At 40.5% G+C, this 21,631-nt stretch carries 22 protein-coding genes and 1 pseudogene; 7 read left to right on the forward strand and 16 right to left on the reverse strand.

Annotation, left to right across the window (positions count from 1 at the left end):
* Window positions 1-64 precede the first annotated feature (64 nt).
* The 9 genes from PMAN_RS06830 to PMAN_RS06870 all read right to left on the reverse strand — a co-directional run bounded on the left by PMAN_RS06830 (window position 65) and on the right by PMAN_RS06870 (window position 5,178).
* Window positions 65-403 (reverse strand): TonB family protein, encoded by a 339-nt coding sequence (locus PMAN_RS06830; protein ID WP_010557375.1) that lies wholly within the window; start codon window positions 401-403, stop codon window positions 65-67.
* A 116-nt stretch (window positions 404-519) separates the two neighbouring features.
* The gene (locus tag PMAN_RS06835) at window positions 520-1,086 is read right to left on the reverse strand and encodes a hypothetical protein (protein WP_198434403.1); all 567 of its coding nucleotides are present in this window, start codon (window positions 1,084-1,086) and stop codon (window positions 520-522) included.
* Between the two features lie 122 nt (window positions 1,087-1,208).
* Window positions 1,209-1,535: a hypothetical protein gene (locus PMAN_RS06840; RefSeq protein ID WP_010557377.1), complete on the reverse strand. Its 327-nt coding sequence runs from the start codon at window positions 1,533-1,535 to the stop codon at window positions 1,209-1,211.
* Window positions 1,536-1,636: 101 nt separating this feature from the next.
* A complete protein-coding gene (locus PMAN_RS06845) occupies window positions 1,637-2,344 on the reverse strand; it encodes a hypothetical protein (RefSeq protein ID WP_010557378.1) in 708 nt (235 codons plus the stop codon).
* 120 nt (window positions 2,345-2,464) lie between these two features.
* Window positions 2,465-2,710, reverse strand: coding sequence for a hypothetical protein (locus PMAN_RS06850; protein WP_168371076.1), 246 nt, complete (start codon window positions 2,708-2,710; stop codon window positions 2,465-2,467).
* Between the two features lie 83 nt (window positions 2,711-2,793).
* Entirely contained in the window at window positions 2,794-3,426 is a 633-nt protein-coding gene (locus PMAN_RS06855; RefSeq protein WP_010557380.1) for a hypothetical protein, read from the reverse strand.
* Window positions 3,427-3,533: 107 nt separating this feature from the next.
* Complete coding sequence (locus PMAN_RS06860) at window positions 3,534-3,932, reverse strand: hypothetical protein (protein WP_010557381.1); 399 nt, start codon at window positions 3,930-3,932, stop codon at window positions 3,534-3,536.
* Between the two features lie 138 nt (window positions 3,933-4,070).
* Complete coding sequence (locus PMAN_RS06865) at window positions 4,071-4,478, reverse strand: hypothetical protein (protein ID WP_010557382.1); 408 nt, start codon at window positions 4,476-4,478, stop codon at window positions 4,071-4,073.
* A gap of 121 nt (window positions 4,479-4,599) precedes the next feature.
* Window positions 4,600-5,178: a hypothetical protein gene (locus PMAN_RS06870; protein ID WP_033035854.1), complete on the reverse strand. Its 579-nt coding sequence runs from the start codon at window positions 5,176-5,178 to the stop codon at window positions 4,600-4,602.
* A gap of 241 nt (window positions 5,179-5,419) precedes the next feature.
* On the opposite strand from PMAN_RS06870, the pseudogene PMAN_RS06875 reads away from it, so the two are divergent.
* Window positions 5,420-6,349, forward strand: a pseudogene (locus PMAN_RS06875) (integron integrase).
* 276 nt (window positions 6,350-6,625) lie between these two features.
* Here the strand turns inward: PMAN_RS06875 and PMAN_RS06880 are convergent.
* The 7 genes from PMAN_RS06880 to PMAN_RS06910 all read right to left on the reverse strand — a co-directional run bounded on the left by PMAN_RS06880 (window position 6,626) and on the right by PMAN_RS06910 (window position 14,318).
* Window positions 6,626-7,396, reverse strand: coding sequence for an SDR family oxidoreductase (locus PMAN_RS06880; protein WP_010557385.1), 771 nt, complete (start codon window positions 7,394-7,396; stop codon window positions 6,626-6,628).
* A 9-nt stretch (window positions 7,397-7,405) separates the two neighbouring features.
* Window positions 7,406-8,305, reverse strand: coding sequence for a 3-hydroxyisobutyrate dehydrogenase (mmsB, locus tag PMAN_RS06885; RefSeq protein ID WP_010557386.1), 900 nt, complete (start codon window positions 8,303-8,305; stop codon window positions 7,406-7,408).
* A 10-nt stretch (window positions 8,306-8,315) separates the two neighbouring features.
* Window positions 8,316-9,467 carry an enoyl-CoA hydratase/isomerase family protein gene (locus tag PMAN_RS06890; protein WP_033035860.1) on the reverse strand — a complete coding sequence of 384 codons (1,152 nt, stop codon included), beginning with the start codon at window positions 9,465-9,467 and terminating at the stop codon, window positions 8,316-8,318.
* Window positions 9,467-10,252 carry an enoyl-CoA hydratase gene (locus PMAN_RS06895; protein WP_010557388.1) on the reverse strand — a complete coding sequence of 262 codons (786 nt, stop codon included), beginning with the start codon at window positions 10,250-10,252 and terminating at the stop codon, window positions 9,467-9,469. Before PMAN_RS06895 ends, PMAN_RS06890 begins: the two co-directional genes overlap by 1 nt.
* Before the next feature lie 10 nt (window positions 10,253-10,262).
* Entirely contained in the window at window positions 10,263-11,420 is a 1,158-nt protein-coding gene (locus PMAN_RS06900) for an acyl-CoA dehydrogenase family protein (protein WP_010557389.1), read from the reverse strand.
* A gap of 134 nt (window positions 11,421-11,554) precedes the next feature.
* Window positions 11,555-13,045, reverse strand: coding sequence for a CoA-acylating methylmalonate-semialdehyde dehydrogenase (locus PMAN_RS06905; RefSeq protein ID WP_010557390.1), 1,491 nt, complete (start codon window positions 13,043-13,045; stop codon window positions 11,555-11,557).
* Between the two features lie 91 nt (window positions 13,046-13,136).
* On the reverse strand, window positions 13,137-14,318 hold the full coding sequence (locus PMAN_RS06910) for a thiolase family protein (protein ID WP_008131011.1): 1,182 nt from the start codon (window positions 14,316-14,318) through the stop codon (window positions 13,137-13,139).
* Between the two features lie 330 nt (window positions 14,319-14,648).
* Here PMAN_RS06910 and PMAN_RS06915 point away from each other — a divergent pair, with 330 nt between their 5' ends.
* Genes PMAN_RS06915 through PMAN_RS06940 form a run of 6 tightly spaced genes read left to right on the forward strand, consistent with a single transcriptional unit; the run spans window position 14,649 to window position 21,618 of the window.
* Window positions 14,649-15,083: a MerR family transcriptional regulator gene (locus tag PMAN_RS06915; RefSeq protein WP_010557391.1), complete on the forward strand. Its 435-nt coding sequence runs from the start codon at window positions 14,649-14,651 to the stop codon at window positions 15,081-15,083.
* Between the two features lie 54 nt (window positions 15,084-15,137).
* The gene (locus tag PMAN_RS06920; RefSeq protein WP_008131008.1) at window positions 15,138-16,313 is read left to right on the forward strand and encodes an isovaleryl-CoA dehydrogenase; all 1,176 of its coding nucleotides are present in this window, start codon (window positions 15,138-15,140) and stop codon (window positions 16,311-16,313) included.
* Window positions 16,314-16,323: 10 nt separating this feature from the next.
* The gene (locus PMAN_RS06925) at window positions 16,324-17,931 is read left to right on the forward strand and encodes a carboxyl transferase domain-containing protein (protein WP_008131006.1); all 1,608 of its coding nucleotides are present in this window, start codon (window positions 16,324-16,326) and stop codon (window positions 17,929-17,931) included.
* A gap of 14 nt (window positions 17,932-17,945) precedes the next feature.
* Window positions 17,946-18,716: an enoyl-CoA hydratase/isomerase family protein gene (locus tag PMAN_RS06930; protein WP_006794187.1), complete on the forward strand. Its 771-nt coding sequence runs from the start codon at window positions 17,946-17,948 to the stop codon at window positions 18,714-18,716.
* 8 nt (window positions 18,717-18,724) lie between these two features.
* The gene (locus PMAN_RS06935) at window positions 18,725-20,716 is read left to right on the forward strand and encodes an acetyl/propionyl/methylcrotonyl-CoA carboxylase subunit alpha (protein ID WP_010557393.1); all 1,992 of its coding nucleotides are present in this window, start codon (window positions 18,725-18,727) and stop codon (window positions 20,714-20,716) included.
* Window positions 20,716-21,618: a hydroxymethylglutaryl-CoA lyase gene (locus PMAN_RS06940; RefSeq protein WP_010557394.1), complete on the forward strand. Its 903-nt coding sequence runs from the start codon at window positions 20,716-20,718 to the stop codon at window positions 21,616-21,618. Before PMAN_RS06935 ends, PMAN_RS06940 begins: the two co-directional genes overlap by 1 nt.
* Window positions 21,619-21,631: the final 13 nt, after the last annotated feature.

The raw sequence follows: 21,631 nt of genomic DNA on the forward strand, positions 1-21,631 counted from the left end.
AGGAGGTGTCCACTAAAACGGGTGAGGAGCATAGTCCTTATTTATTAGCTTGTTATAAGGTACTTTAACGCACTAGTTTGAATTTAAAAACAACATTAAAGCATCTTTCTTCTTTGTTACTCTCCGAGAATGACCACTGCTTCATAGCTTTTTTAGCTGAGCGATCAAATACACGCCGAGGTTTTGTATCTACTATTTTTTGTGAAGTTACAAAGCCTGCAGAGTTTACTATTGCTTCTATTTTTACATACCCTCCATCTAAGCGAAGATGATCTTCAATCAAAGGCCACTTGGCGGCAACAGCATGATTAACAGAAAACTTAGACTTGTCACAAGCTGATACTTCATAGTTTGGAGTGTTAATTGATGCAAGCAACACTGTTGCGATTAATGCAGAACTCATAGTGCCTTATAAAGCCCCACTAAGGGGCAGTAATACGTAGGCTAAAATTAGGAGCGAAGCGACAGAGCCTACGTGTTACTGTCCCAGAGAGCGGAGCGAGAGCCTTAAGTGGCTTGTTAGCCGTTGTTAACTCTATTTACAGGGGGCATTTTAACGCCTAATTGTTCACCTATAAAATATAAAAAAGCATATTCTTCTATTGTCGTTGGCGCTACATCAGTATAGCGAGAATATCGCCCATGAGGGCCACAACACTCAATACCATTAATGACCCGTAACTGAGTTACTCTAACTTTAACATTGGTTGATTGCACTCCTGTCTGAGTAAGAATAATTTGGAATTTACCTGTGGTTTTCGCTTTTTCCCCATTTACGAGATAAAAATCCGATTTCCAAAAATTAGAACTTATATTGTTAAAATCAAATTGATATGTTTCAGAGTTAAATTTAGTAACCTTGGCAGTGTAAACTCCATTATGAAAGCTACTCGCTAAAGGAATCTTATTCTCAATTTGGTTTTGAATTGAAAATATACGCTCTAGTTTGGAAGACAAATTTTCCGCCGAATAAGGAAATGAAAATTCTGTTTTATTTTCCACCGCATTTGACTGCGTACGAATTCTATAATTAGAAGTGCAAGATGCTAAACATAGAATAAAAATAAATAAACTTACGTATTTCAACAGACTTCCTTTAGACGGCTAACGCCGCCATAAGCGGCCAGATAATAGTTGGCTAAAATTGTGAGGAACGAACACAGCCAACTGTTATATGTCCGTTACTTTATGGCCTTGTTATGTGTAAATTACTTTTTGAACGGTCCGTATAATTTAGAACTAGCATCTAAGCCGTTGTAAACAGATATAAACCTTTCGTTATTGCCATCAGGTTTATATAGAGTAAAAGCTAAGCCATCCATAATTATTTCGTTCCGAACTTCGCAAATTTCACTGTATTTTAGGCTTCCACGAGGGAAAGTTTTTTCTATCTCATGCGCCTTAATCAGAGTTCCAGTAGCAAGCATTGACGCAATATATTCTGAGTCAATTTCATTGCAAGATACTACGCGCACGGTGTTAGCTTCCACGCTAGAAAAAATAACAGCTAATATTACAAATGCTCGAATCATCATCTTTGCACATAACGCCTCATTCAGAGGCAATAAAATAGCTGGTTAAAATTAGCGAGGCACGAGCAAAAACCAGCTGTTTTTTGTCCTGCTGAAATGACTTGTTAGGTATTTTTGCCAATTACAGCAACATTTGACAGGAAATTATTCACTTGTTTTGCCACCTCTAATAATGATTTAGATATAGCCTCTAACTCTGCTTTTTTAACAGTTTCAGAGAAGTTGACATCTTCTTTTTGTTTTTTTGCAACAAAGTCCTGTGTACTAACAACAGACTTTGTAATTATACCTGAGCGTACATCTAGTAATATTGCCTCGACAAAGCAATAAGCTTTAGTTTCATTTGGATCAATGAAACGGTACTTATTGTATGAATTACAAGACGTTCTGTAAGCTAATAATAAGTCGGCTTGAAATCTTGCCGCAGCTTCTCTTAATGTTGGAACCGTTCTCTTCTCAGGTACTAGCATTGCTGGTAAAAATGATGCGTCATATACTTTATTAGATGACCTTAATTCAGAAATAAAACCATCAACTAATGAAGTGGTTAGAGATGTGAAGTCGTTAGAATAAAATTTCCAGTGATTATCTTGGCTTAATTTTAAAATTGCGATTCTATTTTTAGGAGGCAATTTTACTTGGTAATAAAGTAATTCATTAATTTTTTGATCGTTTTCACCAAGTAAAGAATCACTAGCAAGTCCTTTAGGTTTTGAATCATTAGCATAGTAACTACTTGGGCGATCATGTGAGCCTACTGTAGAACAAGCTCCTAGTAATATTGATAACGAGATTATTATAATTTTTTTCATCGACAATCCTTGATTATGACTCTAAATACCTAACGCCCTAATAATGGGCAAAAAATTGTTGGTTAAAATAAGCGACGCAGGAGCAAAAACCAACTGTTTTTTGTCCCTTTGAGCGCCTTGTTAGCTGTTTTGTTGGAAACAGTCCGCACTTCTTGCACATGAAGATTTAATACCTAACTCTTCATGATATTCAGCCATGATGTAAAACATACTTAAAAATATAAATGCTGATACAAAAAATAAAGCTAAGTGCTTACTAGAAAAACTTCTTCGCCAAGCTCCATCGACAAACTTAGTGAAATGCTTAAATGCAAAGATAAAAGCAATGATTGCAATAATAAAGGGAATCATTCCCAGAAAACTCATACTCTACCTTAAACAGCTAACGCCCAAATAATGGGCGAATATCAGTTGGTTAAAATAAGCGACGTAGGAGCAAAAACCAACTGTTATTTGTCCTGATTAATTTGCTTGTTAGCTTTCGCATCTAGCCCCAACTCTCTACATGAATGCAGTACACTCAAAAAGAAAATAGCCACTAAGTCTACGCCAAAGCCAAGTTGGCCTAAGTTTTCACCAGTATAGAATCTAAAATCGGTGCTTAATATGTTAGCCCTAAAGAATAATTCACCTTCTATCCCAATCAAAAAGCTGCCTAAGCCTGTATAAGTAAAAAACAAAGTGCCGGTGTTTATAGTTAAAATTTGAAGAATTTGATTAAGATAAGATAGCTCATACCCGTAGCGTGATCTTTTTAAGAGTTTATAGCCGGCTGCCCCATTAAAAACAGCAATGACTCCATAAACAATTAAGTCTAATAATTCCATGGAGCCAATTAGCACATCAGCAAAGGCAATAGTAAAACCAACACATGTTGCTATTTGCAGCCAACTCAATAGTTTGACCCTGTTTTCAGTTGAGAAAGTAAATTCTTCTTGGTCTTGTTTTTGAGCAACCTCAATTTCAGGTTTTCTGTTTTCAACTTCCAACACTAATTTTTTATAATTTTCCGGATGTGCATCTTTATCTATATTATTGAGGCAATCCATTAATTCATTGACTGAATACTTCGAGTAATCCATATGTCTCCAAGAAAGCTAACGCCTCATTAAGAGGAAATTTATAGTTGGCTAAAATGTTGAACGCAGTGAAAACAGCCAACTGTAAATTTTCCTGCTTTAATGCCTTGTTATGTATATTGAACACTAAAACTGTTTTTAAACCAAATATTGGAGTTTTTAGTAAATAGAAGCAATAGAACACCTAATTGACTAAGATTTGTAATAGCACTTAGAGAAACAAACTCAAATGGCATTAACCAAAATTGCTGAAAATTTATAAAAGTGCTGATTAAGCTTATAAAAACTAAAACGGAATAAACTACCCTTGCCCAATTTCTACCTTTATTAATTTTGTATGCAAGCCACAGCATTAAAATAGTAGTAACAGCAAAAGAGATGCATTTAGCTACCGTATTTGGCATTAAATCAGGCGCTTTACTAGTAATTATTAAGATCGAGATCAGACTAGCAAGCCAGCTAATTATAATAAGAATAATTGTGAGTTTTATACTTTTAGGTTTATCCATAACCTTCCTATGAGATTAATATTGCGATACCAGATAGATACACATAACGCCTAATTAACAGGCAAAAAGTAGTTGGCTAAAATAGGTGAACGTAGTGAACAAAAAGCCAACTGTTTTTTTTCCTTGTTGAATTTCTTGTTAGCTGCTCAAATTATCCACGATACTTTTTAATTCACTTGAAAAACCTTCAGGTGAAGCGTTAGATAAAATTGAATTACACTTATCTAAAGATATACCGCCACTCGAATGGTATTTCATTATCTTTTTCCCAGCTATATTTACCGATGTTTTTTCAATGCTCTCAAATTTTGATAAGGAATCATTTGATACATAATAATCTTTAATTTTGACTGTTATGGTTTTAAGGTTCGCATGAATTTTATCTGAATTAGCTTTTAGCTCAGGATATTTATGTCCGCAATAACCAACTTCAGACATCATTGTATAAACAGCACCAGATAAAAATGGTAATTGAGTTTGTTCAAATTCATTAGCGCTGACCAGTGAACTAAATAAAAACATCATCCCTAAACTTTTAATATACACCTAAGTTCTCCTTTGACAGCTAACGCCGCCATAAGCGGTGAGTAATAGTTTGCTAAAATGTGAAGCGTAGCGGAACCGAGCAAACTGTTGCGAGTCCGGCTTTAATGCCTTGTTATAAGAACTAATACGCCGTAAGTTCAATATTATTGAAAAACTCTAGCGCTACATTATCCAAGTTTTGTGGAAACTCCTTATTATCTGAGCGATGTGATACTTCCATTAATAAAGCTGTAGTGTGATTTAAGTTAGTACGACAAATATAACCTTGATTTTTAAAGTATTGGAAGTCTTTTGACTCTAGCCCCTTGTCTCCGTGGTCTTCGGCAACACCACTATACTTTAAGCAAGGACGCCCTTTAAATGTGAGCGTTTCATAATTTAATTCAAGTTGTTTAAAGCGAGCTTTGTTATCAAAGGTTTTTCTACTCTCAATAACTTTGTCAAAGAATTCTTTGTCTGTAGGAAATTCACCAATCCAGTAAAGGTAAGTATTTGCTATAGCAGTTTCAGATTTGTCGGAATATTCTTTACCAAAAACTACACTTGGATCAGTGTGTTTCATCAAATACCAGTTTGGCTCACTAGGCGAAGTAACTTTAGCGCCTACATGATTATAGGTCTGGCTAATGCCAGCTTTGGGCATCGTTGAAACACACCCAACTAAAAAAGCAGAAAATATAGTAATTATTAGATATTTCACCGATACATCCTTGTTCTTATAACAGCTTTATCAGAGGACACTTTCCTCTTTTTATGAGCAATGCATGTCCCCTTAATTGTTTTTTCATATTAATAACAAATCCTGTAACACATTGCCAGCTTTAAACTTTAAGTCAGGCTGCTCTTTAAATATATGCAGAATAGAGGAAAACGTCCTCATTTCTTGACTTAGGAGGAAAAACGCCAGTATTGTATGTAAATACAGTTAATTGAGATTTAAAATGAAAACTAAATCCCCTTTTCTTAATAGTATTATCAACTATATGTATAGCCATCACTATGCTAAAAAATCTATTGAAACTTATGTATTTTGGATTACTGCCTATATCCATTTTCATAATAAGCGGCACCCTACCAGTATGGGGAATAATGAAGTAGAAATATTTTTAAATCACTTAACAGTCACTAAAAAAGTAGCAGCGAGAACACAAGCAACCGCTTTAAATGCACTTGCTTTTTTATATAAACATATTAATTAGAATGAGCTTTTATTAGATTTAAATTTCGTTAAAAGTAACCGCCAACAGAAACTGCCTGTCGTACTTACACAGACTGAGGTATCGCTATTTTTTAGAAATATAAATAAACGACATTATTTGATAGCAAGCCTGCTCTATGGAAGTGGTTTACGGCTGATGGAAGCAGTAAAAATAAGAGTTCATGATATTGATTTCGACTATAAAAATATACGCATTTGGAACGGCAAAGTTAATAAAAATCGTATTGTGACACTTGCTGAAGAATTAATACCAATGCTAAGAAATCAAATAATTCAAGTTGATGAATATTTACAGTTAGATTTAAAAAATGATGCGTACGCCGGTGTATGGATGCCTCATCGACTTAGTAAAAAATACCCAAGCGCTAATAAGTCTTTACAATGGCAGTTTCTGTTCCCATCACATAAATTAAGTACGGACCCTGAAACAGGAGAAATAAGACGTCACCACTTAGATCATTCAGGGGTAAGAAAGGCTGTTAAACTGTCTTCAACAAAAGCACATATTAATAGACACGTTACCCCACATACTTTGCGACACTCATTTGCTACGCATCTACTGCAAAGCGGCGCTGATATTCGTACAGTACAAACACAGCTAGGTCACAATGATGTGCATACAACACAAATAATACCCGCTGTATTGAATTAGTGAGCAATTATAGCGACAGATAAATAGCTCAGTAACAAGGCAAAAACTTAATTATATAGTTTATCTACATGAGAAGTTTTTAACGCAGTTAATGAGTTATTTAGAGCGCTAAAATGATTAACGTTTTAATACAGCGGGTATCCTACTAATGCACTGCAACAAGGTGCCAACGGGGTTGTTAGCCCTTTTTCACGATTATAAATCTCCCCGATTTAAAACAAAAAAGCACAGCCTATAAGCGCCATGCTTTTTAAATTCAAGCGTAAAAAACTTAATTTACAAACGAATACCGCCGTCTATCTCTACTACACGACCGGTGAAAAAGTCGTTTTCGATAATGTACTGTGCGGTATGGGCAATTTCGTCGCTTTCACCAAAGCGCCCTACGGGTGTTACCGCAAGCATACGTTGTTTAGCTTCTGGCTTCATGGCGTCGGTCATGGCGGTGCTTATTACACCTGGTGCAATAGCGCCTACGCGTATACCAAAACGGCCAAGTTCTTTTGCCCATGTGGTGGTAAGTGCCACTACACCGGCTTTTGATGCCGCGTAATTTGTTTGGCCTATGTTACCCGCGCGCGCTACGCTCGACATATTAACTATGACGCCGCCTTTGCCTGATTCAATCATGTGGCTTGCAGCTTCGCGCCCTGCTAAAAATACGCCGGTAAGATTAACATCAATCACTGATTGAAATTGCTCTAGCGACATTTTTTTAACCACTTTTCCGTCTTTAGCTTTTATGAACATGCCGTCACGCAAAATACCAGCGTTGTTAATAAGCACACCAATATGGCCAAAATCATTGTTAATGGTACTAAATACGTTTTCTACTTCACTTTCCACCGTCACATTAGCAGCGTAACCTTTAATTATACCTTTTACGCCTTCAAGCTGGTTTAGTTGCTCGCATGCGTTGTTTAATAAATCTTGTGCCATGTCAATAAGTGCAATATTTGCACCCATAGCTGCAAACTTTTGCGCCATAGCGAAACCTAAACCTTGTGCTCCACCTGTGATTACTACCGTATTATTTTTAATTTCCACGGTTTACTCCTACTTCGAAAACAATTTAAATATTGCGCTAAAGTCATCACTGCCTGCACCTTGATGCTGAAGCATAGTGTACAAGTTTTTTGCCATTGAACCCATTGGCGTTGATGAATTACTTTGCTGAGCTGCTTCCATGGCAAGACCTAAATCTTTTGCCATTAAGTCAACCATAAAACCTGGCTTATAATTATTACTAGCCGGTGCTGTCTCCATTACATCTGGACACGGATTATATAACTCTAATGTCCAATTTCGACCTGAGCTTGCAGTCATAATATCGCTCAGCACTTTTGGATCTAACCCGTTATTAATACCCATTTGAATGGCTTCACTTGTGCCTGCCATTAATATGCTAAGCAGCATGTTGTTGCATATTTTTGCAACTTGACCTGCACCAATATCGCCAGCATGAAATATGTTTTTACCCATATCTACTAATACAGTATTTGCTTTTTCGAATGCGGTTTGTTCACCACCTACGATAAACGTAAGCGTTCCTGCCGTTGCCCCGGCTACACCACCTGAAACCGGTGCATCAACAAAGCGTATACCTTGCTCGTCAAGTGCATTTCCTACAACGCGTGCCGATTCGGCATCAATTGTAGAGCAGTCAATCACTAAGGTATTTTTGCTTAAAACCTCAATTAGTCCATTGTTATCGTTATTACCTAAGTATAGCGATTTCACATGCTTGCCTGCAGGTAACATGCTGATCAGAACGTCGGCATTGGTGGAACATTGCGCTGCATCAACGCCCGCTTTAGCCCCTTGGCTAGCAAGTTCACTTACGACCGACTGGTTTAAATCAAAAACAGTGACTGTGTGCCCCGCTTTTACTAAATTTGCCGCCATAGGGCCGCCCATGTTTCCTAATCCGATAAAACCAATATTAAGTTTAGTCATCGTCTTTCCTTTATTTTTGTGTTGCCGTGTCTAGGTCATCAAGTGGGTGACGAGTGCCGTAACGATTATCAAAAAAGCTATTAACTACGCTACTTGGCACATCATGGAGTGTTGGGTATTGCCAATTGGGAGCGCCGTCTTTATCGATTAACAGTGCTCTAACGCCTTCTTGGAACTCACCTACTTCACCGGCTCTTACCGACATGCCTAGTTCCATTTTAAAGCAGTCTAAAAGGGTTTTACCTTCACTTGCTTTAAGCTGCTCACTGACTAACGCACAGCTGAGTGGGCACCCATGTTTTAACGATTTTTGCGCACGTTGTAACCACTTGTCGTCGGTGCTTAAGCTTAATAGGTAATCAACTTGCTCTTGCAATGAGGCAAAACTACCTAGTGTTTGAATTGTTTTTAAATTAGCGCTAACGTTTCCTATTGGCATATCAGCAGACTGCGCGTTTAACTCATTTAATAAATTAGTTAGCACCGCGTGGTTTTCGCTTGCACTCTTACTCCAGCTTGTAGCTAAAATAGTGTTTAGCATGTCGTTGTATTTACCGCTGTCAATAAAGTGATCGCCAAGTGATACAAAACAAGCATCGTCGCAATTAATAGACGCTGACGTTAACCCTAAAAACAAGCCAACACTTTTGGGCATTTTATGCAAAAAATAGCTGCCGCCTACATCGGGGTATAAACCTATTGTTTGTTCTGGCATTGCAATACGTGAGGTTTCGGTAACAACACGGTGGCTTGCGCCAGCCATTAGCCCTAAACCGCCTCCCATTACAATCCCGTTTCCCCAAACAAGAATAGGTTTAACGTAGGTATGTATAAGGTAATCGAGCTTATATTCTTGGGTAAAAAACTCTTCAACTAAGCTTGTTGGTTCACCTTGTGCCATTGCATGATGAAGGCTTACTACATCGCCACCAGCACAAAACGCTTTTTCTCCTGCCCCTTTTAAAATAACCATTGCGATGGCATCGTCGTTTGCCCATGCCTTTAGTTGAGGAGTAAGCAATTTGATCATGTTAAAATTAAGCGCATTTAACGATTTAGGTGCGTTTAGTGTAATAAGCCCAATTAAACGGCCGTTGGCTGCGGTTGCCGTCTCAAAAAGTACTGAATCATCCGCTTTATTTAATAAGGTTAAATCACTCATTAGCCATTTACCCATTTTGCTTTACGCTTTTCTAAAAAGGCATTTACCCCTTCTTTTTGATCATCAGTATCAAATAAACCAACAAATAGTTCGCGCTCTAATGGTAAAACGCTCGCCATGGGTTGGTGGCGCCCTTTTTGAATCAATGTTTTACATGCCGCAACCGAGCTAGGGCTTTGCTCGCTTACTTGGTTTGCAAGATTAAGCGCAGCAGCAAAACTCTCACCTTGGCCAACAACCTCTTCGACTAATCCAATGTGCAGTGCTTTATCAGCTTTTAAGCGCTCGCCGCACAAAATCATGCGTTTAGCCCAGCCTTCGCCCACTAACCATGCTAAATTTTGCGTGCCACCTGCACACGGTAATAAACCGACTTTTGCCTCGGGGAGTGCCATTTGCGCTTGTTGTTCAGCAACGCGTATATCACACGCTAATGCAACCTCTAAACCGCCGCCCATCGCATAGCCGTTAATAGCAGCAACCGACACGCCTCTAAAATTAGTTAATGCTTCAAACGCTTCGCCAAATACACGCGACATGTCTGCAGCAATACCTTTGTCACCACTTGCAAATACATTAAGGTCGGCGCCTGCGCTAAAAAACTTATCGCCTTCACCCGTTAGCACTAAGGCATAAATGTTTTTATTGTTATTAAGCGCGTTAACTTTATTTTTTAAATCAATTAAGGTGTCTTTTGTCCAGGTATTCGCTGGCGGGTTAGACATCGTTAAAATAGCAACATGGCCTTCGGTTGTTAACTCAATGCTTGGTTTTGATTCAGACATACCGTGCTCCTTATAATATTTCGCTTGCTGATTCAGCTAAAATTCGACGCGCAATAATCACACGCATTATTTCGTTTGTGCCTTCAAGTATTTGATGAACGCGCACGTCACGTACATGGCGCTCTAATGGGTATTCTTTTATGTAACCATAACCACCATGTATTTGAAGTGCTTCATTACACACTGTAAAACCAACATCGGTTGCAAAGCGTTTGGCCATAGCACAATAAGTAGTTTTTTCGCTGTCGCCAGTATCAAGTTTAAATGCCGCAAGCCTTACCATTTGGCGCGCCGCTACAAGCTCTGTGTTCATATCAGCAATTTTAAATTGTAACGCTTGAAAAGCAGCCAGCGGTTTACCAAATTGTGAGCGCTCTTTGAGGTATTCACGTGCTGTATTTAAGGCCGCTTGTGCGGTACCAATTGAACAGGTGGCAATATTAATACGCCCGCCATCTAGCCCTTGCATTGCAAACTTAAAACCTTCGCCTTCTGCTCCAAGTAAGTTATGTGCAGGAATACGCACATCTTCAAAGCTTATTAGTCGTGTAGGCTGTGCATTCCACCCCATTTTTTCTTCTGCTTTACCGTATTCAACGCCTTTTGCATCGGCCGGTACAACAAACGCAGAAATACCCGCAGCGCCTTCGCCACCAGTACGCGCCATAACCACTAGCACTTCGGTTTCGCCTGCACCCGATATAAACATTTTAGAACCGTTAATAACGTATTCGTCGCCGTCGCGTAATGCTTTTGTTTTAAGTGAAGCTGCATCTGAACCAGAACCAGGCTCAGTTAAGCAGTATGATGCTAATAACTCACCCATAACTAATTGGTCTACATATTGATCTTTTATAGCGTCTGTACCGAAACTTGCAACCATCCAGGTAGCCATATTATGAATAGTGAGCATGGCAGTGGTTGCCGTACACCCTAGCGCAAGTTGTTCAAAAATAATGCTTGAGTCTAAACGTGATAAACCAAGGCCGCCCGCGTCCTCTGGTGTGTATAAACCACAAAAGCCTAACTCACCGGCTGCTTTTATCGTATCTTTAGGAAAAATATGTTCGCGATCCCATTTAGCCGCGTGAGGTGCAAGCTCTGACTCGGCAAATTGGCGAGCAGTTTGTGCAAAAGCTTGTTGGTCTTCTGATAAGTTAAAGTCCATGGTAGACCTCTTTAGTTGTGTGTTGTCGGTTTTCCCGAATTGGGATTATGAGTGAAGAGCGGCGAAGGCATATTTATGTGTGTGAAAAACCTTCGCGCCCGTCTTTGTTATTATTTTTTGTGTGTGTTTATTAATTATTTTAAGTTAATGCTCATGTTTGGGCCTGACGCTATATCGTCTTCAAACCAACGTGAGGTAATGGTTTTGGTTTCGGTGTAAAAACGAATACCTTGCTTACCATACGTATGAGTATCGCCATAAAAAGAGCCTTTCCACCCCGTAAATGAGAAGAACGGCAGTGGCACAGGAATAGGAACATTAATACCTACTTGGCCTACTTCTATTTCGTGTTGGAATTTACGTGCAACTGCACCGCTTGAAGTAAATAGCGAGGTGCCATTACCGTAAGGGCTTTCGTTAATTAAGGCGATAGCGTCTTCTAATGTGTCTACAAACATACAAGCCAAAACAGGACCAAAAATCTCTTCTTTATATAAGTCCATTTCTTTTGTAACGTCGGTAAATAAAGTTGGGCCAACCCAGTTACCTTGCTCGTAACCTTCTACAGTAAAGTCAGAGCCATCTATTAAACAGGTCGCGCCTTGTTTTTTACCGCTTGCAATAAGCGATAAAATTCGCTCTTTTGCTGCTTTTGACGTTTGTGGGCCGTAGGCTGCGTCTTTATCATCCCATAAACCTGGGCGTACTTTTTCAAAGCCTGCTTTTATTTCATCTACCCATTCACTTGCTTGACCAACAAATACAGCTACCGAAATACCCATACAACGCTGCCCTGCGGCACCAACAGATGCACCAACAAGGTTATTTACAACATGCGATTTACTCGCATCTGGCATAATTACCATATGGTTTTTTGCACCTACACAGGCTTGAACACGCTTAAGGTTTTGTGTGCCTTTTGAATAAATATAGGCACCTACACCACACGAGCCTACAAACGAAATAGCACGAACGGCTTTATCTTCTAATAACCGGTCTACCTGCGGTTTTGTACCATGTACAATTTGCAGAACGCCTTTAGGTGCACCCGCTTCAATAAATAGCTCAGCTAAACGCATTGGCGTTAGTGGGTCTTGCTCTGATGGTTTTAATATAAATGTGTTACCACACACTATTGCCAGCGGAAACATCCAAAGTGGGATCATTGCCGGAAAGTTAAACGGCGTAACACCTGCACACACACCCAATGGCTGCATGTAAGAGTAGGTATCGATTTTGCGAGCTACGTTTTCCATTGTTTCGCCCATCATCAACGAAGGTGCATTAGCTGCTTGTTCGACAACTTCAATACCTCGCCATACATCACCTTTAGCATCTTCAAAGGTTTTACCTAGTTCGTGGCAAATAATAGTGGCTAGTTCATCATGGTGTTCTTTTAAAAGCGCAGCATATTTCATCATAATGCGGGCACGCTCAGTGATTGGCACATCTTTCCATGTTTTAAATGTTTCAGAGGCTGAAGCAATAGCCGCATCCATTTCTGCATCGGTGCTACAAGGAACCTGAGCTAATACTTCTTGGTTTGCAGGGTTTATAACATCGATTAACTCTTTTGAAGCCGATTGAATAAATTCGCCATCTATTAATAGTGGAACTTGGTGCATGATTAAATCCTATTGTATTAGTGTGTTAGTTTTAAAAATAACGCAGCTTTATTATTGTTATGTTGCTGCGTATTTTTAATGTGATTGGTACTTAGTAAGCTTCTACTGCCATTGCAACGGCTTCACCGCCACCAATACATAAAGAAGCAACGCCTTTTTTAAGGCCTCGGTTTTTAAGAGCGTGAATAAGCGTAACCAAAATACGTGCGCCACTGGCACCAATTGGATGGCCAAGTGCACATGCCCCACCGTTAACATTTACTTTGCTTTCATCAAGCTTAAGCTCGTTTATTGCAAGCATTGTTACCATGGCAAAAGCTTCGTTAATTTCCCAAAGGTCTACATCAGTTGTTGTCCAACCGGCTTTTTCGAGCACATTGTTCATTGCACCTACTGGTGCTACCGTAAATTCGCTCGGTTTTTGAGAATGTGTGCTGTGCGCTACAATTTTACAAAGGGGTGTTAAACCGTGTGCTTTTGCTTTTGACTCAGTCATTAAAACGAGGGCTGCGCCACCATCCGAAATAGATGATGAGTTAGCAGCTGTTATAGTGCCGTCTTTTTTAAAGGCTGCACGTAAACTTGGGATTTTTTCTGGGCGTGCATTACCTGGTTGCTCATCAACCGATACCGTTACATCGCCTTTTCGTGTTTGAATTGTGTGCGGTGCTATTTCGTTTTCAAAGCTGCCGTTTGCAATTGCGGCATTAGCTTTGCTTAATGAGCTGAGTGCAAAATTATCCATTTGCTCACGGCCAATGCCATATTCGTCGGCGGTATCTTGTGCAAAACAACCCATGGCTTTATTGTCGTATGCATCTTCAAGGCCATCACTCATCATGTGATCTTTAATTTCACCGTGGCCCATTCGCATTCCGCCACGCGCTTTTGGAATAAAGTAAGGGGCATTGGTCATACTTTCCATGCCACCAGCAATAGCTGTTTCTATAGAGCCTGCTTTAATTAAATCGTTAGCAAGCATGGCGGCTTTTAAACCTGAACCACATACTTTATTAATGGTGGTAGCCCCCGTGCTTAATGCTAGCCCAGCTTTTAACATAGCTTGACGAGCTGGCGCTTGACCTAAACCAGCAGGGAGTACACAGCCCATAATTACTTCGTCAATTGCATCGGTGTTTAAACCAGTTTGCGCTAATGCACTTTTAATAGCCGTTGCACCTAATTCAGTAGACTGAGCATCGCTTAGCCCGCCCATAAAGCCACCCATAGGCGTACGTTTTGCTGCTACAATTACCACTGATTCTAAAGACATAGCTAACTCCATTGTATTTAAGGGTAAATAGTTGTTAGAATATTTACTCTATTAATTGTGTTTTAAATTATTATTTAATAACCATACACAATACTAACGTTTACGCTAACGTCAACTAAAAACCGTTAAAATTATACTTTCTTATCTGTAAGGTTTCTTTGCCACCTTTGGCTCTTACAATCTAAGTTAAAATTAAGTCATTGTAATTAAATAATTTAAATTACAAATACTGCACACCACTTCGCTTATATTTATTTCACACCAGCCAGCGCTTTACCTTTACGTAAACTTCACTTATATTGGAGTTATTCGAATGAGGTAATTACAATTATGAAACCAGATAATCAAACAAACTTTGCAAGTTCCGCCACTATACCGACCAGTAATGAACAAACTTTCAGCATTAGCGATTTAGCTAAAGAGTTTGACATTACAACTCGCTCTATACGCTTTTATGAAGACCAAGGGCTTTTATCACCTGATCGTAATGGGCAAACACGTATTTACTCAAAGCGCGACAAAGTGCGCTTAAAGCTCATTTTACGGGGTAAACGCTTAGGCTTTACGCTTGCCGAAACGGGCCGTTTGTTTGAACTGTACGACGCTGATAAATCAAGCGCTAAACAACTAGTCACTATGCTAGATCTGATTTCAGAGAAAAAAGCCGACCTTTCGCAGCAAATGGACGATATTAAAGTTGTCCTAATGGAACTGGTAACCGCAGAACGACGCTGTAGAGACACACTGAATAAAATAGACGAGTAGTTTATTTTTAAAATAAAAACACACTGATAACACACACTCACACAGGAATGAATCATGAGCACTATTTCACTTTATAAAGAGATGAACTTTGGTCTTGGCGAAACCGCCGATATGATCCGCGACCATGTAAATAGTTTTTCAAGCCAAGAAATTGCGCCACTAGCTGAACAAACCGACATTGACAATACATTTCCAAATCAACTTTGGCCGCAAATGGGCGAAATGGGCGTGTTAGGCATGACCGTTCCTGAAGAGTTTGGTGGTGCGGGCTTAGGCTATTTAGAGCATGTTATAGCAATGGAAGAAATTAGCCGCGCAAGTGCGTCTATTGGCTTGAGCTACGGTGCGCATTCAAACCTGTGTGTTAATCAAATCAACCGTAATGGTTCACAAGCACAAAAAGAAAAATACCTACCAAAACTTATCAGCGGTGAACACATTGGTGCGCTTGCTATGAGTGAGCCTAATGCGGGCTCTGACGTGGTATCGATGAAACTTAAAGCGGAGAAAAAAGGCGATAAGTACATTTTGAACGGCAATAAAATGTGGATCACCAATGGCCCGGATGCAGACACACTGGTTATTTACGCTAAAACAGATTTAAACGCCGGTGCTAAAGGGATTACTGCATTTATAGTAGAGAAAACGTTCCCTGGTTTTTCAACCGCACAAAAGCTCGACAAACTTGGCATGCGTGGGTCAAACACATGTGAGTTAGTATTTGAAAACTGTGAAGTGCCTGAAGAAAACATTCTAGGTAACTTAAACGAAGGCGTAAAAGTACTTATGAGCGGCCTAGATTACGAACGTGTTGTATTGGCAGCAGGCCCCCTTGGTATTATGCAAGCATGTATGGATATTGTTGTGCCTTACATTCATGAGCGTAAGCAATTTGATACCCCAATTGGGCAATTTCAGCTTATTCAAGGCAAGGTTGCCGACATGTACACACAAATGAACGCTGCTCGTTCATACGTTTACACGGTAGCTAAAGCCTGTGACCGCGGTGAAACTACACGTAAAGATGCTGCTGGCGCCATTTTATATGCCGCTGAACTGGCAACCAAAATGGCACTGGATGCGATTCAAATACTGGGTGGGAACGGCTACATAAACGAATACGCTACGGGTCGACTACTACGTGACGCTAAACTATACGAAATTGGCGCCGGTACGTCTGAAATTCGCCGTATGCTAATTGGTCGCGAACTTTTCACTGAAAGCCGTTAAGGATTAGATTATGACGATTTTAAAATCGAGCGTTAATCCACACGATCCTACTTTTGTGCAAAATCATAAGAACATGTCGGCGCTAGTGGATGATTTACGCGATAAAGTTGCCACAATAAGCTTAGGTGGTGGGACTGCTTTAAAAGAGCGTCACGAAGGTCGCGGTAAATTATTTGTACGCGATCGTATTAGTACGCTAATTGACGAAGGTTCACCATTTTTAGAAATTTCTCAATTCGCTGCATTTGGCGTCTATGAGCAAGCTATCCCGTGTGCAGGTGTCGTAGCTGGTATTGGCCGTGTAAAAGGCATTGAATGCATGATCATTGCAAACGATGCCACGGTTAAAGGCGGCACCTACTTTCCGCTTACTGTTAAAAAACATTTGCGAGCACAGGACATTGCAGAGCGATGCCATTTACCATGTATTTATTTGGTTGATTCTGGCGGTGCTAACCTACCTGAGCAAGATGATGTATTTCCCGATAAATTACATTTTGGCCGTATTTTTTACAATCAAGCTCGAATGTCGGGTAAAGGCATTCCTCAAATTGCAGTGGTAATGGGGTTATGTACTGCTGGTGGTGCTTATGTACCGGCTATGGCCGATGAAAGCATAATAGTAAAAGAGCAAGGCACTATATTTTTAGCAGGCCCGCCGCTTGTAAAAGCGGCAACAGGTGAAGAAGTAACTGCTGAAGAGCTTGGTGGTGCTGATGTTCATTGTAAAACATCAGGGGTAGCTGATCACTTTGCTGAAAACGACGAGCATGCGCTGTCTATCGCACGCCAATGTATTGAGCGCATTAATTACACACGCCCTACTGCACCGTTATTAAAAGATATAAAAGCGCCTCGGTACGATATAAGCGAACTTTACGGCATTGTAGGTACCGACCTTAAAAAGCCATTTGACGTACGAGAAGTCATTGCCCGAACAGTTGATGATTCATCGTTTGATGAATTTAAACGCTACTTTGGTGAAACGTTGGTAACCGGTTTTGCAAGCATTTACGGTAACCCTGTTGGCATAGTGGCTAATAACGGCATTTTATTCAGCGAGTCTGCTCAAAAAGGCGCACACTTTATTCAACTGTGTGCACAACGCAATATTCCACTGGTTTTTTTACAAAATATTACCGGCTTTATGGTAGGTAAAAAATACGAAGCCGAAGGCATTGCAAAACACGGCGCAAAAATGGTGATGGCGGTTTCGTGTGCCGATGTGCCTAAATTTACGGTACTTATTGGCGGCTCTTATGGCGCTGGTAATTACGGTATGTGTGGCCGCGCATTTGAACCCACCATGATGTGGATGTGGCCTAATGCCCGTATTTCGGTCATGGGCGGCGAGCAAGCCGCAGGGGTAATGGCCCAAGTTAAGCAAGACGGCTTAGCGCGAAAAGGCCAAAGTATGACCGATGAGCAAATTAGCGAGTTTAAAAAACCAATCATTGAGCAATACGATGAGCAAGGCCACCCATACTATGCCAGTGCGCGTTTGTGGGACGACGGTATTATTGACCCAGCCGACACACGTAACGTATTAGGACTTGCCTTAAGTGCTGCTAAAAATGCACCAGCGCAAGATTCTCAATTTGGCGTATTTAGAATGTAACCGGAGCGCAGTAAATGTCAGTAACACTACAAATAACAAAATCTAATGTGGCTGTACTTGTTTTAAGCCGCCCTGAAAAAAGAAACGCATTTAATAGCGAAGTAATTCACGAATTAATTCAATGCATTGAACATGCAAATACGCTTGATATAAAAGCGCTCGTGTTAAAAACAGAAGGCAAACACTTTTCAGCCGGAGCAGACTTAGCCTGGATGAAATCCATGGCTGATAACAATTACGCCGATAATCTTGCCGACTCTATGCAACTTGCAAAACTAATGCAGGTTTTAGCAACCAGCCCTCACCCAACCGTGTGTGCTGTTCAAGGCGCTGCATTTGGTGGCGCGTTAGGCTTAATTGCCTGTTGCGATATTGCACTGTGTAAAGATGATGCTCAGTTTTGCTTAAGTGAGGTTAAACTTGGGCTTATTCCTGCGGTAATTAGCCCGTATGTAATTAAAGCTATAGGTGAGCGCGCTGCTCGTAGGTATTTTTTAACTGCCGAGGTGTTTGATGCCCACACAGCCAAACAACTTGGGTTAGTTCATCAAGTAACCGGCAATTTAGACTGCGCGCTTGATAACATGTTGCAAACACTGATTGATAACGGCCCTGTTGCAGTCAAAGCCGCTAAAGCTTTAATTAATGATGTAGCAAACAAGCCTATTAGTGAACAACTTATTGAGCTTACGGCCGAACGTATTGCAAAGATTCGTGTATCTGATGAAGGCCAAGAAGGGCTTAGTGCTTTTTTTGATAAACGCCCACCCGCTTGGCAACTGTAGGATTAATTATGAACACACACACTTTAAAAAAGATACTCATTGCCAACCGAGGTGAAATTGCGTGCCGTATCATGCGCAGTGCAAAGCAAATGGGGTTAACGACTGTAGCCGTTTATTCTGACGCCGATAAGCACGCACAACATGTAAAAATGGCTGATCAGGCTTACCATATTGGGCCTGCGCCCAGTAAAGACTCTTACCTTGTAACCGATAAAATTTTACAAGTAGCAAAAAATAGTGGTGCAGATTGTATTCACCCTGGGTATGGTTTTTTATCTGAAAACAGCGAATTTGCTAAAGCCTGTGAAGCTAACAACATTGCGTTTATTGGCCCACTTGCAAGCAGCATAGAAGCCATGGGCTCTAAAACCCGCGCTAAAGAAATAATGGCTGAAGCAAATGTACCGTTAGTGCCTGGCTATTATGGTGATAATCAAGACCCTGCCTTTTTACAATCTGAGGCCGAAAAAATTGGCTATCCCGTACTGATTAAAGCGGCTTTTGGGGGCGGTGGTAAGGGTATGCGCGTTGTTGAGCAAGCTAAAGATTTTATGAGTGCTCTTGAAGGCGCACAGCGTGAAGCTATAGCAGGCTTTGGTAATGACTTAGTACTGCTAGAGCGCTATGTTAACCAGCCTCGCCATGTTGAAGTACAGGTGTTTGCAGATAGTCACGGTAACTGTGTTTATTTAGGTGATAGAGACTGCTCTTTACAACGTCGTCATCAAAAAGTAATTGAAGAAGCGCCAGCACCAGGTTTAAGTGACACATTACGAAAAGAAATGGGCGAAGCCGCAGTACGTTGTGCTCTGGCTATAAATTACCGCGGTGCAGGTACTGTTGAATTTTTACTGTGTGGCGATGAGTTTTTCTTTATGGAAATGAACACACGCCTACAAGTAGAACACCCAGTAACCGAAATGGTAACCGGTGTAGATTTAGTGAATTGGCAAATCAATATAGCAGCTGGGCACACTTTGCCTTTAACGCAATCTGACATACAACTACAAGGCCACAGCTTTGAAGCGCGAATTTACGCAGAGGATCCAAGCAACGACTTTATTCCTTGTTCAGGCGTAATTGAATCGTTAAATACTCCGCTTAATAGTGAGTTTGTACGAATAGATACCGGCATTGCACAAGGCGATGAAATCAGCCCTTATTACGACCCAATGATTGCAAAGCTTATAGTACATGATGATAACCGCGAGCAAGCATTAGGGCGTTTACGCCAAGCACTTGGGGAATTTCATTTAGCGGGTTTTAGTACCAACATTGGCTTTTTAAATAACTTAGCTAATCACCCTACTTTTAACCAGGGCGCGCCAAGTACACACTTTATTGCAGAGCAAGGCGACTCTTTAGTTACTGTTGATAGTGCGCTTTTACAATCTAGTGAGCTCATAGGTGCATTTGCGTACTTATGCTCTTTGAATAATGAGCAAGCTCAGCAAAGCAATGGTAGCCCTTGGCAGCAACTTAACGGATTTAACTTAAATTCTCCACGCATCATTAAAGTGCCCTTTAAAGATTTACAGCTGAGTGCGATTAAAACATCTGAAGGGTTCAACATTACCCATAACAACACGGTATTTAATCTTCAAGGGACAGTCATTAAAGGCGTTTGTACTGTATTTATTGATGGCAATAAGCATATTGCGCATGTCTCACACTGTAATGACGCCATTACGGTTATGAATAAAGCACTACAAACTAAGCTTGAACTCATTAATAAACATTACATAAGTTCACATGAAAGTGATGCATTGCCACTAGCAGCACCACTCAATGGTACCGTGGTTAAACATTTGGTTAAAGTTGGCAGTACGATTAGCAAAGGCGATCCTGTTGTGATCATTGAAGCTATGAAAATGGAATACACCCTCAATGCGCCACACGATGGCATTTTACAAAGCTATTGTTTTGGTGAAGGTGAATTGGTATCTCACGGTGCCCTACTCGCCATTGTTGAAGATACCACACAACAGGAAGGTGCCTAATGAGTGCCTTTCCTGATTCGGTTCGTATTGTTGAGGTGGGTGCGCGTGACGGCCTACAAAACGAGAGTTTGGTAAATACTCAGGATAAAATTTCACTGATTAATGCCCTTGCACAAGCCGGTTTAAAAGATATAGAAGCAGGTGCATTTGTATCCCCTAAATGGGTGCCACAAATGGCAGACTCGGCAGATGTGATTAACGCACTTAACTTACCAAATATTAACTTAAGCGCGCTGACACCAAACTTGAAAGGTGCACACGCGGCCCATGACGCTGGTATTAAAGAGTTTGCAATTTTTACCGCCGCAAGCGAGTCGTTCTGTAAAAAAAACATAAACTGCTCTATTGACGAAAGTATCACACGCTTCAGTGAAGTTATGAACTTTGCAAAAGAGCATAATATTCGTGTACGTGGTTACGTAAGTTGTGTACTTGGCTGTCCTTACGAAGGAGACATAGACGCTAAGGCTGTGCTTGATGTAACACAAAAGCTATTAGATTTAGGCTGTTACGAAGTAAGCCTTGGAGACACGATTGGCGTAGGTACTGCAAAAAAAGTAACTCAACTCATAGAATTACTTTTAATGCACATAGACAGCAACCGGCTTGCAGTGCATTTTCATGATACCTACGGCCAAGCGCTCACAAATATTTACGCAGCGCTAAGCCTAGGAATATCAACGGTTGACGCAGCAGTTGCCGGCCTTGGTGGGTGCCCTTATGCTAAAGGCGCGTCAGGAAATGTTGCCACTGAAGATGTCGTTTACTTACTCGATGGCCTTGGCATAAACCATGGAATTGATTTACAAATGCTTGTTGATGCAGGTTGGGCCATTACTAATGCGCTTAACAAAACGCCAATAAGTAAAGTTTCTGTAGCGCTGCACAAAAAACAACAATGACACACTTACGTGT

Source organism: Pseudoalteromonas marina (genome assembly GCF_000238335.3).
Taxonomy (GTDB): Bacteria; Pseudomonadota; Gammaproteobacteria; order Enterobacterales; family Alteromonadaceae; genus Pseudoalteromonas; species Pseudoalteromonas marina.